This window comes from Curvibacter sp. AEP1-3, assembly GCF_002163715.1.
GTDB lineage: Bacteria > Pseudomonadota > Gammaproteobacteria > Burkholderiales > Burkholderiaceae_C > Allorhodoferax.
In genome coordinates this window covers 1334469-1349367 of record NZ_CP015698.1, presented here as the reverse complement: position 1 = coordinate 1349367, position 14899 = coordinate 1334469, and the positions used below count along the sequence as shown (strand labels likewise).

Below are 14899 nucleotides of genomic sequence, written 5' to 3'. Positions count from 1 at the left end.
CTTGGGTGCAAGCGCAATGGTTCTGCTGTTGCCGGTCTTCAGCATCGCTGCACCCACCCATTGCACACCCGCCGAAGAGGTGGTGTTCAGCTGCCCACTGCAGCGCACCGCCAAGGTGGTATCGGTATGTGCTTCGCCGCGGTTACTGGTCAGCCCGAGCAAGGGCTATCTGGTCTACCGCTTTGGCAAGCTGGGGGCTGTGGAGCTGGAATTTCCCAAAGACAAGGCGGGCTCGCCCGCCAAGTTTGTGCACTCGCACTACTTCCGCGCCCAGACGGACCGCACGCAGCTGCGGTTCACCTCGGGCGATTTCACCTATGAGCTGTTTGACGAATACGAGCAGGGCGCCAAGCCCCCCAGCGCGGTAGGCGTTCGTGTCATTCAAGAGCGCACGGGGCAGGTCACCCAGCTGGCCTGCGGCAAGAGCGTGACCGCGCATTGGAATCTGATTGACGGCGCTGTACCCGTGAATGACGACTAACGCCACGCACCGGCTGGTTATCGGAATGCGGTGACAATGCGCCCCTGATTCCCCCAGAGCCGCATTTCCCCATTTCTGTGCCCGTACGTATCTACCTCGCCCCCATGGAGGGGCTTCTCGACTTTGTGTTGCGCGACATCCTGACCCGTGTGGGCGGGGTGGAGAAGTGCGTGTCGGAGTTCATCCGCATCACGCATTCGCTGATGTCTGAGAAGGCGCTCCTTCGCACCGTGCCTGAGCTGGAATTCGGTGCGCGCACCTATGCAGGTGTACCGGTGTGGCCGCAGTTGCTGGGCTCAGACGCGCCCTGTATGGCCGAGAACGCAGCGCGCCTGGCTGAGATGGGTTCGCCTGGCATTGACCTGAACTTCGGCTGCCCGGCCAAGGTGGTGAACCGCCATGGCGGTGGCGCCACGCTGCTGCAGGACCCGGAGATTCTTCACACCATCGTGGCCGCCGTGCGTGCGGCGGTGCCTGCCCATATTCCCGTGACCGCCAAGATGCGCTTGGGCTACAACGACGACAGCCTGGCCTTGGACTGCGCCCGTGCGCTGGAGGCCGGCGGTGCTGCCGAGATCGTGGTGCATGCCCGCACCAAAGCCCAAGGCTACCGCCCGCCCGCTTACTGGGACCGCGTGGCCGATGTGCGAGGTGCGGTACAGGTGCCCGTGGTGGTGAATGGCGAAATCTGGAGCGTGCAAGACGCCCAAGCCGCCGTGGCGCAAAGCGGCTGCAACGCGCTGATGCTAGGCCGCGGCATTGTGGCCCGCCCTGCGCTGGCCCGCAGCATTCTGGCGGCCATGGGCACCGCGCCTGACAGCATTGCCCAGCCGGGTGAGGATTGGACGTGGCAAGACCTGGGTCCGCTCATGCACGCCTTCTGGCAAGTGGCCAGCACGCGCCTGGAGCAAAAGCAGCAGGCCGGTCGTGTGAAGCAGTGGCTCAACCTGCTGCGCCGCCACTACCCCGAAGCGCAGCTTGCGTTTGACGAAATGCGCACGCTGGTCAAGCCCAGCGATGTGGATGCGTGGATACGCAGTAGAGTCCCGCAGACATGAAGATTCATCTCGGTTACCGCCCCGGTTGTATTGGCCGCATCGTCGAGTTGCACGCCGGCTACTACGCCCGCACTGCCGGGTTTGGTGTTTCTTTTGAGGCCAAGGTCGCCTCTGGTTTGGCGGCGTTTTGCATTGACTACCAAGAGGGCCGAGACGGCCTTTGGCTGGCCGAGCAAGACGGGGTGATTCACGGCTCCATTGCCATCGATGGGTCGCACCACGAAAGCAAGGGTGCGCATCTGCGCTGGTTCATCACCTCAGACGCTTCACGTGGCCAAGGCGTAGGCTCACAGTTGCTGACGGCGGCGCTGGAGTTTTGCGCCCAACGGGACTACCGGCAGGTGCACCTGTGGACCTTTGAAGGGCTGCTGGCCGCGCGGCATTTGTATGTGAAACACGGCTTTGAAGTGGCCCAAAGCCAGCCGGGGTCACAGTGGGGCAAAGAAGTGACTGAGCAGCTATTTATAAAGAAAATAGGCCTCTAGCGTTCGTAGAATATGCGCGAGCAGCTACTGATTTTGTAGCGCTCTGTGCGGCACTTAACTCCACAAACTTTCCAGCGGGCCCTCCGGCACAAAGCGCTTGTTGCGCACCAGCATGCGGGTAGGGCCGGGGATGGCGCGTGTTGGCACCGAGTGGCGCGGGTCGCCGGGGTAGCTGAGGATGACGGTGCCGTCTTCCTCAAAATTTTCAGGGCAGATGCAGGGCGGCACTTGTGCGCGGGCTGCAGCCAATGCCTCTGCCGCCGTGGTGTAACGGGCTAGGTGGCCCAAGCTCATGATCTGGGGCGGTGCCATTTCGATCTCGCCGCGGTGGTAGCGCTGCAGGGCTTCTACCGGCGGCAGCCAGATGCTGGCGGTGGTTTCATAGTTGTCATGGCTGGCGATTTGGTCACTCGGGGCCAGTGCCAGGAAGAAGCGAGTGTCAAACCGCTTTTTGCTCAGGGCCGCCATGCGTGGCGTGATCCAGCGGCTCCAGGGCACTAGCGCGCTGGCTGCCAGCTGAGCGGCAGATGCGTCCACCCAGGCCTGCCAGTCGGCACTTTGCAGGCTGGCCGGGCGCCGCTCGCCACGTGCCAAGAGCACACCGGCTTCTTCATACAGCTCGCGCAGGGCCGCGACATACAAGCCGGCAGCTAACTCCGGGCTTTGGTCCGCCTCGCCCAGCCGCTGCGCCAAGGCGGTGGCCGGCTCGTCCAGAGCTGCCAGGGCGGCGGGGCTGCTGTCGTGCGCGTCCAGCTTGCCACCGGGGAACACATAGGCCTCGCCAAAGGTGTCAGAGAGGCCGCTGCGCTTCATCAAAAACACCTCGAGGCCGTGGCGGGCATCGCGCAGCAGCACGACGGTAGAAGCATCGCGCGGGGTGCCGCTGGCGGGGGCGAGGGTGTCTTGCATGGGACTGTTATTTCTGTTTTGTTTTTTGGTGAGCAACTGCTTGAATTAAAGTACCTGCAGCTGACGGGGGGCCTACGGACTTGCCCTTGGTCGGAACCCACAACCCGAGGAGACGAGTCATGAATCTGGATTTCAAAGGCCGCGTGGCCATCGTAACGGGCGCAGGTGGCGGCCTGGGTCGCCAACATGCGCTGGCCCTGGCCGCACGCGGCGCCAAAGTGGTGGTGAACGACCTGGGTGGCGCGCGCGATGGCTCCGGTGGCTCGCTCTCTGCAGCCGAGTCCGTGGTGGCCGAGATCCGCGCGGCCGGTGGCGAAGCCATTGCCAACGGCGCGTCGGTTACTGACTTTGAGGCCGTGAAGGCTATGGTGCAGCAGGCCATTGATGCCTGGGGCCGAGTAGACATTCTGGTGAACAACGCCGGCATCCTGCGCGACAAAAGCTTCGCCAAGATGGAGATTGCCGACTTCCGCACGGTGGTGGACGTGCACCTCATGGGCGCCGTGCATTGCTGCAAAGCTGTGTGGCCGCACATGACCGAGCAAAAGTACGGTCGCATTCTGATGACGACCTCCAGCTCCGGCCTGTATGGCAACTTCGGCCAGAGCAACTACGGCGCTGCCAAGCTGGCGCTGGTGGGTTTGATGCAAACCCTGGCACTGGAAGGTGCCAAAAACAACATCCACGTCAACAGCCTGGCCCCTACGGCTGCGACCCGCATGACCGAAGGCCTCATGCCACCGCAAGTGCTGGAAGCCCTCAAGCCCGAAGCCGTGGTGCCAGCCATGTTGGTACTGGTGTCTGAGGACGCGCCCACCCGCACCACGCTGTGTGCCGGTGCCGGCAGTGTGGAGGCCGCGCACATCACGCTCACGCAGGGCACGTGGATCGGGCTGGATGCGCAAGCGCCAGAAACATTGGCTGCCAACTTGCGCCAGGTGCTTGCCCGCGCGGGTGACATGGTGCCGGAGAGTGGCGCTGCGCAAGGCAGCCAGGAAGTGACTCGCGCTTTGTCTCACCTGGCCGGCAAGGCCTGAACATAGATCACGCTGGCCCTAGCGCAAGGGGGCAGCGGCGGTGGATGCCGTGGCCGAATCCATCTCAGGCAGCATTTCGCCGTTGATGTGGGCCAGCGCGCGCTGCTCGGTCTCGTCCAGCACTTCCTGCGGGCGGGCGGTGCCGGGCACCAGCCGCGAGATGCCCACGCCGTATTGCGGTTGGAAGTGGTGCATGCCCGCCCGCGGGTCAGACACCATGAGCGGCTTGTTGAGCAGGGCACGCATGCGGAAGATCAGGCGGTCCACTTCTTTGGGGTTGGGGCCCGCCGATATCACCACCACAAAGCAGCGAGGGTGGTACAGCCCCACCACGTAGCGAAAGCCCACTGCACGCCGCAAGCGGGCCGCCATGGCCGACAAAATCTGCTGGTCCACCGTGTGGCCGGCGGCCTCGCTCATGGAATAGAGGTTGCGCAAGTGCAGGGCCACCACAGTGCATTGGCCATGGGCCCGTTCAGCGCGCCAGAGGGCGTCATCCACCTTGGCCAGCAGCACAGAGCCTGTGGGCAGGCCGGTGGCGCGGTCGAAACCCTTGTCGTCCCCTGCCAGCATCTTGAGCCTTCGGTTGTGCCGGTTGCGACGCGCCGTGAGGGTAATACCCACCAAAAAGTGCGCCACGGTGCCTACCGCAATCAAGGCCTTGGCGGGCAGGCTGATGGCGTCTGGCCACAGTGCGCAGGCATACAGGCCCAGCACCATCACGCCCAGGAAAGCGCAGGCCAGCACCATCCAGCGGGCGAGGTCGTCACCCAGCATGCTGGCGCGCACACAAGCCTGAAAGGCCAGCAACACGCCCAGCGCACTCACGCAGGCAGATACCAGCAGCGGGTTCAAGCCCGACAGCTCCAGCCAGCCAGCGCCGACTATCGCCAAATAGCCCGACACCACCACCAGCAAGGTAGCGCCCCACATGATGGTGTTGTGCACCAGGCGGTCCACCAGCGCGACACCCAGCCACAAGCCGAGGTAGCGCAGCACCAGTGCGCCGCTCAAGGGCCCGAAGGTGGATTGCAGCAGCAACAGCGTATGGGCTTGCAAGCCCGGTATCAGGGCCATGGGCAGGCCGGACATCAGCACGCAGCTGCTGCCCATGACCAGCACATAAGCCAACCCGCGCCAGGAGGCGATGGAGTTGTGGACCAGAATTTCGCTCAGGGCTCCGCAAGCCAGCGTGATCAAACCGCCCAGCATGCACGACCAGATGAAGACTTCCATGGCAACCATGCGCTCATTATTTATGTCTGGTCGGTAAATTGAAACCTTGAAAAACCCTGTATTTGCACCAAATGAGGGCCAATGCGAAGGGAAAGCCGGCGTCCTGCACGTTTCATCCGCCTGTGGTACCTTTGCGCCCCCGTCAAAAAGTTAAGGGCCATTGGTAATGGACAGAACACAAGAGGCCCTCAGTGCCCTGACCCCCGAGCGTCTGCGCGGCATACGCCGTGGTCTCGAAAAAGAAAGCTTGCGCGCAACCCCCGGTGGCAGTTTGGCCATGACACCGCATCCCTTGAGCATGGGCTCGGCCTTGACGCATCCGCACATCACCACCGATTTCAGCGAGTCGCAGGTGGAGTTGATTACTGGCGTGCACGCCCAACCGGAAGACTGCTTGCAAGAGCTCACCGATGTGCAGCGCTTCACCCTGCAAAGCATGGGCGAGGAGCGCCTCTGGGTGTCCAGCATGCCCTGTTGCCTGCCGGATGACGACGCCATTCCCCTGGGGCAATACGGCAGCTCCAACGTGGGGCGCTCCAAAACCGTGTACCGCATGGGCCTGGGCCACCGCTACGGGCGACGCATGCAAACCATCTCGGGCATTCACTACAACTGGTCGCTCCCGGATGTGTCCAGCGAGGCGTACTTTGGGCTGATCCGCAACTTCCGTCGCCATGCGTTTTTGCTGCTGTATTTGTTCGGTGCGTCACCGGCGGTGTGCTCCACCTTTGTGGCAGGTCGCCAGCACCAGTTGCAGCCCCTGAGCGAAGGCACCATGTATTTGCCCTACGCCACCTCCCTACGCATGGGCCGGCTGGGCTACCAGAGCGATGCGCAATCGTCGCTCGCGGTGAGCTACAACAGCCTGGAGGGCTACGGCCATTCATTGCAGGGCGCGCTGACCCAGGCCTACCCGGCCTATGAGGCCATCGGTGTGCAGGGACCGGACGGCGAGTACCGCCAGCTGGCGACCAGCTTGCTGCAAATCGAAAACGAGTTTTACGGCACCATCCGCCCCAAGCGGGTCACCTTCCCGGGTGAGCGCCCCCTGCACGCATTGCGCGAGCGCGGTGTGGAGTATGTGGAAGTGCGGCTGATGGACCTGGACCCCTTCGAGGTGGTGGGCATCAATAGCAGCACCATGCGCTTTCTGGATGTGTTCCTGCTGCACAGCCTTGCCACAGCCAGCCCTGACGACACCCCTGCCGAAATCGCCGCCTTGGCGCGCAACCAGCAGGACGTGGCCGAGCGCGGCCGCCAACCCGGCTTGCAAATTCAACGTAACGGACAAGCAATTTCGTTGGTGGACTGGGGGCGCGAGCTTCTGGCCCAGATGCAGCCGTTTGCGCAAGCGCTCGATGCTGCCCATGGCAACACGCTGTACACCGCAGCAGTGGCCCATGCGCTTATCGGCCTGGTGCAGCCGGACACACTGCCATCCGCCCGCGTGCTGCAAGCCATGCAGCAAGATCACCAAGGCTCGTTCGCGAAGTTTGTGTTGGCGCAAAGCAACCGCACCCGCGACGCCATGTTGGCGCAGCCTTTGGCGGCAGAGGTGCAGGCACAGTTTGAGCAGGAATCGGCGCAATCCTGGGAAGCCCAGCGCGCCATTGAGGCGGCAGACACCATGCCCTTTGGTGTCTACCTCAAGGAGTTTCTGGCACCCCACCGCTTGGTGGCGGGGCGCCGCACCGTGGCTGCCTAAACAGCTATTAGACGGCTACGGTTGCTTCAACAGCGGCTGCAGCCTTGCGCACGCGGGGGGCAGCCTTGCGGGCTGTCTTCTTCACAGCGCGCTTGGCGCCAGCCACTTTGGCCTTGACCTTGGAGCCTGCAATGCGGGCCACCAGATCGCCGCTCTTGGCTTCCAGCTTGGCAGCCACTTTGTTCACAGCCACCACAGCTGGCACGGCGGCGTTGGCCACAGTGCTCAGGGTGTTCAGGCCGGTGCTTTGCTCAAAGCGGGTGGCGTTTACGGCGGCTTGTTCCAAGCCCTTGCCGGCCAGCTCAACGGCTTTGTTGACAGCAGTGTCAGCAGTGTCGGTGGTCAAGGTGACGCCTTGCACGTAGTAGCCGGTGATTTTCTTCTGAGCGCTCAGGGCGTTGGTACGCACTTCGCTGCTGATGCGCTTGCCGGCTTTTTGCACGGCGGCAGACCAGGTCTTTTCCACGTAGCCGGCAGCGCGCTCGTTGCCCAGGCGGTAGGCATTGATAACGTTCTTGGCCGTGTTGCCGTAGCTGGCGATCAGGTCATTGGTAGCGCTGGTGAGGGTGGTGCTCATGGAAAACTCCTGTGGAAAGATGAATCAATAGGTCTATGACTGGATTCTCAAGAAGCCCCCTAGTGAAGACACCTTAAATCCGGCCTCTTTCCTAGGGGCGGCTGTCTAAGCGGTGCATGCGGGCCACATACGGGACAATGCAGGGTTTAGCGCAGCGACAGAAAGACATACGGCATGGCAATTCAGTGGTTCCCGGGGCATATGCACCTGACCCGCAAGGCAATTCAAGAGCGCATCAAGGAGATTGATGTCGTCATTGAGCTGCTCGATGCACGCCTGCCCGGGTCGAGCGCCAACCCCATGCTGGCTGAGCTAACGGCGACCAAGCCCGCACTCAAAGTGCTTAACAAGCAGGACTTGGCGGACCCTGAACGCACCGCGCTCTGGCTGGCGCACTACAACGCCATGCCCGGCGTGCGTGCGCTGCCGCTGGATGCCAGCATGACCACCCCCGCCAAAGCGCTGGTGGCTGCCTGCCACGAACTGGCTCCCAACCGGGGCGGTATGGCCAAGCCCATGCGGGTGCTGATTTGCGGCATTCCCAACGTGGGCAAGTCCACGCTGATCAACACCCTCAAGGGCAAGCGCGCTGCCAAAACCGGCGACGAGGCCGGGGTGACCAAAATCGAGCAGCGCATCACCATTGCGGACGACTTCTACCTCTACGACACCCCCGGCGTGCTGTGGCCCCGCATCATCGTGGCCAAGAGCGGCTACAACCTGGCGGCCAGCGGCGCCATCGGCAAAAATGCCTTCGACGAAGAAGAAGTCGCCCTCGAACTGCTGGACTACCTGCGCCAGCATTACGCCGGCACGCTGGAGGCGCGCTACAAGCTGACCGGTGTGGCGGGGCAAACCGACGAACAGCTGTTGGACGCCATAGGCCGCAAGCGCGGTGCCTTGCAGTCGGGCGGGCGCATCAACCTGAACAAGGCTGCAGAGATCGTGATCCACGATTTCCGCAGTGCGGTGCTGGGCCGCATTACCCTGGAGACGCCGGAGCAATTTGCCCAGTGGCTGGCCGAGGGCAAGCAAATCGACGCGGAGCGCCAAATGAAAAAGGACGCCATTGAGATGGCCCGCCTCATCCGCCTCAAAAAGGTGAAGCGCCCTGATCAACCCCGTCACAGCGATGCCCGTGAGGCTGCGGCCGACAAGCCCGCTCCCTCAGACGAGGAATAGAGCAAAAGTAGCCGCCAGCGCCCGTCGAATATGCGCGAACAGCTCCTGATTTCATAGCGTTGAAGCCATGTGCACCAACTTCATCCCTTCTGCGCGGGTCGATTTTCTGGAGCAACGGCTGGGGCCTGTGGCGTCTTTGCCTGTGGGGGCTGCAAGCTGGCCTGCTGAAACTTTTCCCGGCTATGCCGCACCCGTCGTGGTGCGCAGCGGGCAGGGCAGTGTGGCTCTGCAAGTAGCCCAGTTCGGGCTCATGCCGCCCTGGAGCAAAGATGCGCAGCATGCCCGGGAGATGTCCCGCGGCACCTACAACGCACGCAGCGAAACCGCCGCCATCAAACCCAGCTTCCGCCATGCGTGGGCTGCCCGGCAGTGGGCGCTGGTGCCCATGGAGTGTTTTTTCGATCCTTGCTGGGAAGACGCGGCTGCAAACGGTGGCCGTGCCGTTCGCTGGCGCATGTCCATGCCCGACGGTGAGCCTTTTGCGGTGGCTGGTTTGTGGGAACGCTGGACCGACAAGGCCAGCGGCGAGCAGGCCGACAGCTTCACCTTGCTGACGGTGAATGCCGATGGCCACCCCCTTATGGGCCGCATGCACCGACCCGGCGATGAGAAGCGCATGCCGGTGATCGTGCCGCCCGGGCGCTACGCCGATTGGCTGGACGCTAGCCCGCAGCAGGCCATGGAGTTCATGCGGTGCTTTCCTGCGCAAGAGATGCGAGGCGAGCCCGCACCCTTGGAACGTGCCACCAAAACACCACGCGCTGTGCCCCGCAGCGACAGCCCACCGCCGCCGGAGAACCTGTCGTTGTTCTGAGCCGCGTTCAGCGCAGCTCGGCTTCCAGGTTGTCCCACAGCTCCTTGTCTGTCAAAGGCGTCTCTTTAGACAGCGTGGGGTTGGCAATGCGGATGACTCTGCGGCCCGAGAGGTTGATGTCCGCAAGAATGCTCTTCTTGAATTGCAGGTAGCGCTTCTGGAACTTGCCATTGCGCATCAGCAAGCGAATCCCCTCGTCAGCACGCTGGGCCAGCTTTTCACCTTCCTGGGTTCTGGGGAAAAAGAAATAGCGCGGTAGCGGGTAGTACAGCACCAGCTTTTTTTCCACCGTCAGGTCGGGGTAGGCCGAGATGTTGCTGGCGAGCTCCGCGCTGATTTCGTTCACTCCGCGCGAGAACAGGTCAAACCTTCCTGCGTCCAACATGGGGAACAGGCTCTCGTAGGTTGGGCCGGTCACCACGTCCAAACCGGCGTAGCGCAGGATGTCCACATCGATCCAGCTTGCGGCCTGTCCGATGCTGAATTGCCGGAGCTCGCTGCTGCCGCGTATACCGCTGAAGGCAGCCTGGTTGATGCCTTTGATCAAAAACAGGCGGTAGCCGGTGAGCCCCTTGTCGAGCGGTATGCGGATCGGGAGCAACTTTTTCTCCCGTTCCATGCTGGTGGTGCGAGCCATGACGCTGATGTCCTGGCTGTTGCCCAACTGCATTTCGGCGCGGGCGGGTGTCATCACTTTGGGGCTGGGCTGCAGTTCATACGGGCCCCATTTGCTCTGGGTCTCGTCGAGCGCCAGTTGCAGAATGTCCCAGTAAAAATTCATGCGTACATCGCCTCCGCTTTCGGGCGGCGGATAGATGTATTGCATGGGTGCTGCCCACGTGCTGACGTGCAGCAGCGCAGTCAAAATCAGGCCAACGACGGCGTTTTTCTTCATGAGTCGCAGCATCTCTGCTCTCGGTTTATTTGAAACTAAGTTTAGCGTTGCGATATGACAAGGCGAAGAAGTCTATTTGCCCATGGCCTTGCGTGAGCCGTCTTCAAACAACTCGTCGTCACTGCGCAGGGTGCCATCTGCATCCCACACGCGTTGGCGTTTGATGTTGCCTTGGGAGTCGTAGGTATTCTCGAGTTCAGTTTTACCGTTCTCGAAGAAACTTAGGTGCACGCCTATTGCGCGCTCGCTGTATCTACCATCAGCTACAAAGCTGCCTTGAAAGCGCAGCTTGCCGCTGTCGGTAAAGCGCTGCCACTCGCGCACTTCGGTGCTGCCTTCCAGTGTGAACTTCTCTTTGCTCTGGGGTTGGCCATTCAGGAAGTAGCGAGCATCCAAAACAAGGCGGCTGCGCTTGCGGCCGTTGCTCTCTACCACGGTGTATATCCGCTCGCGCACCAACGTGCCACTGGCGTGGAACTCGGCATCACGCAGCAAGAGAGCGGGGCGACTGCTTTCGTCCCACAGCTTTTCACGACGCTTGATGCCGTCTTCGGCGTAGAAACTCTCTTTGACCTGAGTGCCATTGCGTTCCAATTCGTCCGACGGCTTGCCGCTGGCATAAAAGCGGGTGGACTTTTGCACCACACCGGCTAGCAGGGTCTGGGTGCCGCGCAGGCTACCGTCGCTGCCATACGTGGAAACGGTAGATGCTTTTCCACCAAAGCCGCACAGGGCAGCATCGTCCACATGGGGCGCCAACAAGGGCTTGGGGCCACAGCGCAGTTCGCTGAGTTGCTTGTTGGCCGTGAAGTGGGCCGCTGCGCCCTCCCGCTCGGTATCCGCCACAAACTCCACGCGTTTGGGTGCGCCACTGTCGTACCAGCTGCGGCGCAGGCCACGGGCGTTGCCGTTCACGTTGGTGAACTCTTCGATTAGCTGCCCATTGGCGGCCCATTCGCGCTCAAGGCCTACACGGGGGCCATTCGGCGTGGTGGTGAATTCTTTGTTCAGCTTGCCGTCGCGGTAGTAGCGCATCAGGCCGTAAGAGTCGCCGTTGCGCAACTCGTACTCGCGCTCCATGCGGCCTGTGTCCCGGTCTTTGCAGCGCACCATGCCGGTTTTGCCGGCGGTTTCTGCGCCATTGTTGGTGTTGATGGATTGGCCGTTGAACTCACAGTCCTGCACCGCAAAGGCAGCAGGGGTGATGCAGATCAAAAGTGTGGCGAGGAGGCGGTGTCGCATGGTCGAGCTGATGATGTAAGTCAAGGAATGTAGCGCAGCGGGCGCGCACAGTGGTGGCATCTCAATACAGGAGGACACCATGTTCAAACACATTCTGCTGGCCACAGACGGCTCGGCTTCTTCAGAGCACGCAGCCCAACTTGCGGTCAACCTCGCCCGCACCCACGGCGCCAGACTCACAGCCCTGTATGTGGCGGACCCTTACCCCTATATCGGCATTGGCGAAATGAACCCTGCGGGTCTGCAGGCCTATGCATCTGCCGGTCAACAACTGGCAGCCCAGGCGCACGCGCATGTGGATGCCCTGTGCCGCAATGGCGCCCCTGTGGAGCTCGAAGCCCGCTTCGTGGAAGATGCGACGGCGGTCAACGGCATTGTGCAAAGCGTGCAGACCGTGGGTGCAGATCTCATCGTCATCGGTTCACACGGCCGCTCCGGCGTGGCGCGCCTGGTGCTGGGCAGTGTGGCCGCCAAGGTGGTGGCGCAAAGCCCCGTGCCTGTGCTGGTGGCACGTTAAGCCCCACGCGCCTGCGGGCGCTTGAAAAAGGCCGCAGGGCCTCCAGTTACAGCGTTCATGCAACGCCGCTAACGGGAGACCTGTGGCCTTTACTTTGTTTTGTATCGCCGCATTTGCGCTCTTGGCCGGCCTCCTGGGGTATCCGCGCTGGTTGGCGTGGCGGCGCAGCCGCCTGCAGGAACAACCTTTTCCGGCGGCTTGGCGCAAGCACTTGCGCAAGCGGGTGCCCCTGTTTGCGCGCCTGCCGGCTGACTTGCAGCTGCAACTCAAAAAGCACATTCAGGTGTTTGTGGCGGAGAAGGCGTTCATCGGATGCGACGGCCTGCGCGTCACGGACGAAATGCGGGTAGTCGTGGCCGCCCATGCCTGCCTGCTTCTGCTCAATCGCACCCGGGGCGTCCCAGCGGACTACTTTGCCGGGGTTCGTCAAATCCTGCTGTACCCGGCGGCGTTTCTGGTAGACCGCAGCCACACCGATGCTGCCGGAGTCCACCATGCCCAGCGCCAGGCGCTGGCAGGCGAATCCTGGTCGCAGGGGCAGGTCATCCTGTCGTGGCAGGACGTATTGCAGGGTGCTGCCGACCCGCAGGATGGCCGCAATGTCGTGATTCATGAATTCGCCCACCAGCTGGACCAGGAAAACGGCCAGGCCATGGGGGCACCTTTGCCGTTGGCGGGAGACGCCAGCTACAACCCCCAGCGTTGGAAAGCCGTGTTGAGTGCGGCTTTTGAGCGATTGCAGGGCGAAGCCTTTATGCACCAGCAAGTGCTGCTGGACCATTACGGTGCGCAGGACCCAGCAGAGTTTTTCTCCGTTGTGTCAGAGGTGTTTTTCGAGCAGGGCGCCGCATTGCGCGGCTATGACGCGGCGCTGTACCGCGAGCTGCAGGGCTACTACAAGGTGGATCCGGCCAGCTGGTAAGGCGCGCGTCAACCGCCGTGGCCCGGCGGGCGGCACAATGCTTGCTCCGTCCGGTTCATGTCTTCTTCCATGCCTCTATCCCCTCCCGACAAGCCCGCCAGCGGGCCGGTTGATCTGCCTGCCGCCTTGCAAGGCGATGTGCAGCAGCACACTTTGTTTGAGGATGCGCAGGCCATCTTTACCGGCACCTTGTTTGTGAGCCTGGCGCTCATCCTGTTCGGGCAGGCCGGCTTGCTCACTGGCGGTACGGCCGGTGCGGCTTTTGTGCTGCACTACGCGACCGGGGTGAGCCTGGGCAAGCTGTTCTTTTTGATCAACCTGCCGTTTTACTGGTTTGCCTGGCGGCGCATGGGGCGGGAATTCACGGTCAAGACCTTCGTGGCCATCACGTTTTTGTCGGCCATGGCCGAATGGTCTCCACGCCTGTTTGCCATTGAGCGGCTGCATCCCGCCTATGCGGCCGTGCTGGGCGGCCTGCTGCTGGGCTCGGGGTGCTTGTTTCTGGCGCGGCACCGTGCCAGTCTGGGTGGTGCCACCATCGTGTCGCTGTACCTGCAGCGCGCGCGTGGTTGGCGCGCCGGCATGGTGCAAATGGGCATGGACTGCACCATCGTGCTGCTGGCGCTGACCGTGGTCGACCCGGTGCGGGTGGCGTACTCGGTGTTGGCGGCGGTGGTGATGAACCTGTTCATTGCTGTCAACCACCGCCCCGGCCGCTACGCAGTCCTCTAACGCCTTCAGTTCACACCCAGAAACTCGGCAAGTGCCGCGGTCTCCATGGCACCTGCGTTGGTGACTACCTGGCCGGATTTGATGTTCTTGGCCACCACATAGGGCACGGACTCCACCGCCAGCTTGTTGAACAACTCGGTGTTGGCCTTGATGATGGCTTCTACCTCTGGCGCTACAGAGGCCGGCAGAGGTGTGCCGCCTGTGCCGGCGAGGATGGAGGTTTCATGGGCTGCCATGAATTCAGCCGGGTTGGACGCACTCAGGATGGCCGCGCCCTGAGGTGCGCTCTTTCCGTTGATGAAGGACACGGGGATCCACACAAACTTTGCCTTGGGCAACAAGGCCTGGGACGATTGCCACAGGTGGCCGCAATGCGGGCACTGGGGATCAAACAACACATACACCGGGTTGGCAGCCATCATGGCACCCACGGTGAAGCCTTTGCCCTCAGCGGCGATCTTTTCGTAAGCCTGTGCAGGTGCCAGGGCCGAGGCTTTCTCCGCAGGCTTGGCGCCGGCTTCTTCTTGTTTGCCGCAAGCGACCAAACTGCCCAGCGCCAATGCCATGGGCAGGGCCAACAGGCGAAGGCGGTTGCGATCAGGAGAAGCCGGGTGGGCGATAGGCAAAGACGTCATGGACATAGGTGTTGCAGGTTGTAAAAGTGTCAGCGGGGGTAGAGTCGGTGAAAGCGGCAATGGTTCCCACAGTGGCTACTTTACAGGCACCCTCTGCAAAGCCCCTGTTGGTGCGGGTTTTGGGGCTTGTAAACATAGTTATCCACAAAGTGGCGCACAGTTTTCGGGGGTAATGCGGTGCAGTCTGAAGTCGTTTTCTTCAGCTACACCGAATTTCAAAAAGTGCTAACACAAAACTTTCCCTCATTGACAAATGACAGATTTTTCATTTTGGAGAGACGTGAATTTGCCTAAATTTTAGGCATCGTGTCGCAGCCCAATACTGGCGCGGATTTCGCGGCTTGTACCTTGTGTTATCCACAGCGTGGCCCACACGGGAATGGGGTAAGTTTTTTGGCCTCTGGTTGTTACGAATCGGTCCTTCTGCCATAGTGGCATCGGGGAAGGTTCAAAAACTACAGAGGCAGGTACA

16 protein-coding genes are annotated in these 14899 nt (G+C 62.0%); 10 read left to right on the top strand and 6 right to left on the bottom strand.

Going from position 1 to position 14899, the window contains the following annotated elements; genetic code table 11:
* The first annotated feature begins 16 nt into the window (after nucleotides 1-16).
* From AEP_RS06400 to AEP_RS06390, 3 genes are all read left to right on the top strand, one after another.
* Nucleotides 17-481 (top strand): hypothetical protein, encoded by a 465-nt coding sequence (locus tag AEP_RS06400; RefSeq protein ID WP_157673069.1) that lies wholly within the window; start codon nucleotides 17-19, stop codon nucleotides 479-481.
* Between the two features lie 104 nt (nucleotides 482-585).
* Entirely contained in the window at nucleotides 586-1539 is a 954-nt protein-coding gene (locus AEP_RS06395) for a tRNA dihydrouridine synthase (RefSeq protein ID WP_087494616.1), read from the top strand.
* Complete coding sequence (locus tag AEP_RS06390) at nucleotides 1536-2024, top strand: GNAT family N-acetyltransferase (protein WP_087494615.1); 489 nt, start codon at nucleotides 1536-1538, stop codon at nucleotides 2022-2024. Before AEP_RS06395 ends, AEP_RS06390 begins: the two co-directional genes overlap by 4 nt.
* 54 nt (nucleotides 2025-2078) lie before the next feature.
* On the opposite strand, the gene AEP_RS06385 is transcribed toward AEP_RS06390, so the two are convergent.
* Nucleotides 2079-2933 (bottom strand): NUDIX hydrolase, encoded by an 855-nt coding sequence (locus AEP_RS06385; protein WP_087494614.1) that lies wholly within the window; start codon nucleotides 2931-2933, stop codon nucleotides 2079-2081.
* A gap of 119 nt (nucleotides 2934-3052) precedes the next feature.
* On the opposite strand from AEP_RS06385, the gene AEP_RS06380 reads away from it, so the two are divergent.
* Nucleotides 3053-3970 carry an SDR family oxidoreductase gene (locus AEP_RS06380; RefSeq protein ID WP_087494613.1) on the top strand — a complete coding sequence of 306 codons (918 nt, stop codon included), beginning with the start codon at nucleotides 3053-3055 and terminating at the stop codon, nucleotides 3968-3970.
* A gap of 18 nt (nucleotides 3971-3988) precedes the next feature.
* On the opposite strand, the gene AEP_RS06375 is transcribed toward AEP_RS06380, so the two are convergent.
* Nucleotides 3989-5206, bottom strand: a complete 1218-nt coding sequence (locus AEP_RS06375; RefSeq protein ID WP_157673068.1) for a GGDEF domain-containing protein — start codon at nucleotides 5204-5206, stop codon at nucleotides 3989-3991.
* Between the two features lie 166 nt (nucleotides 5207-5372).
* Between AEP_RS06375 and gshA the strand changes: the two genes are divergently transcribed.
* Complete coding sequence (gene gshA, locus AEP_RS06370; protein ID WP_087494611.1) at nucleotides 5373-6911, top strand: glutamate--cysteine ligase; 1539 nt, start codon at nucleotides 5373-5375, stop codon at nucleotides 6909-6911.
* A gap of 7 nt (nucleotides 6912-6918) precedes the next feature.
* Here the strand turns inward: gshA and AEP_RS06365 are convergent, their stop codons facing one another.
* A complete protein-coding gene (locus tag AEP_RS06365; RefSeq protein WP_087494610.1) occupies nucleotides 6919-7488 on the bottom strand; it encodes a hypothetical protein in 570 nt (189 codons plus the stop codon).
* Between the two features lie 174 nt (nucleotides 7489-7662).
* Here AEP_RS06365 and ylqF point away from each other — a divergent pair, with 174 nt between their 5' ends.
* Both ylqF and AEP_RS06355 read left to right on the top strand, forming a co-directional pair.
* A complete protein-coding gene (gene ylqF, locus AEP_RS06360; RefSeq protein WP_087494609.1) occupies nucleotides 7663-8670 on the top strand; it encodes a ribosome biogenesis GTPase YlqF in 1008 nt (335 codons plus the stop codon).
* Nucleotides 8671-8737: 67 nt separating this feature from the next.
* The gene (locus tag AEP_RS06355; protein ID WP_087494608.1) at nucleotides 8738-9484 is read left to right on the top strand and encodes an SOS response-associated peptidase; all 747 of its coding nucleotides are present in this window, start codon (nucleotides 8738-8740) and stop codon (nucleotides 9482-9484) included.
* 7 nt (nucleotides 9485-9491) lie between these two features.
* On the opposite strand, the gene AEP_RS06350 is transcribed toward AEP_RS06355, so the two are convergent.
* Nucleotides 9492-10379 (bottom strand): hypothetical protein, encoded by an 888-nt coding sequence (locus AEP_RS06350; protein ID WP_087494607.1) that lies wholly within the window; start codon nucleotides 10377-10379, stop codon nucleotides 9492-9494.
* Nucleotides 10380-10451: 72 nt separating this feature from the next.
* A complete protein-coding gene (locus tag AEP_RS06345) occupies nucleotides 10452-11621 on the bottom strand; it encodes a toxin-antitoxin system YwqK family antitoxin (protein ID WP_157673067.1) in 1170 nt (389 codons plus the stop codon).
* A gap of 79 nt (nucleotides 11622-11700) precedes the next feature.
* Between AEP_RS06345 and AEP_RS06340 the strand changes: the two genes are divergently transcribed.
* From AEP_RS06340 to AEP_RS06330, 3 genes are all read left to right on the top strand, one after another.
* Nucleotides 11701-12138: a universal stress protein gene (locus tag AEP_RS06340; RefSeq protein WP_087494605.1), complete on the top strand. Its 438-nt coding sequence runs from the start codon at nucleotides 11701-11703 to the stop codon at nucleotides 12136-12138.
* A gap of 82 nt (nucleotides 12139-12220) precedes the next feature.
* A complete protein-coding gene (locus AEP_RS06335; protein ID WP_087494604.1) occupies nucleotides 12221-13060 on the top strand; it encodes a zinc-dependent peptidase in 840 nt (279 codons plus the stop codon).
* A 69-nt stretch (nucleotides 13061-13129) separates the two neighbouring features.
* Entirely contained in the window at nucleotides 13130-13792 is a 663-nt protein-coding gene (locus tag AEP_RS06330) for a YitT family protein (RefSeq protein ID WP_087497215.1), read from the top strand.
* Nucleotides 13793-13797: 5 nt separating this feature from the next.
* Here AEP_RS06330 and AEP_RS06325 read toward each other — a convergent pair whose 3' ends face one another.
* Nucleotides 13798-14433 (bottom strand): DsbC family protein, encoded by a 636-nt coding sequence (locus AEP_RS06325; protein WP_232459947.1) that lies wholly within the window; start codon nucleotides 14431-14433, stop codon nucleotides 13798-13800.
* Between the last annotated feature and the right edge of the window lie 466 nt (nucleotides 14434-14899).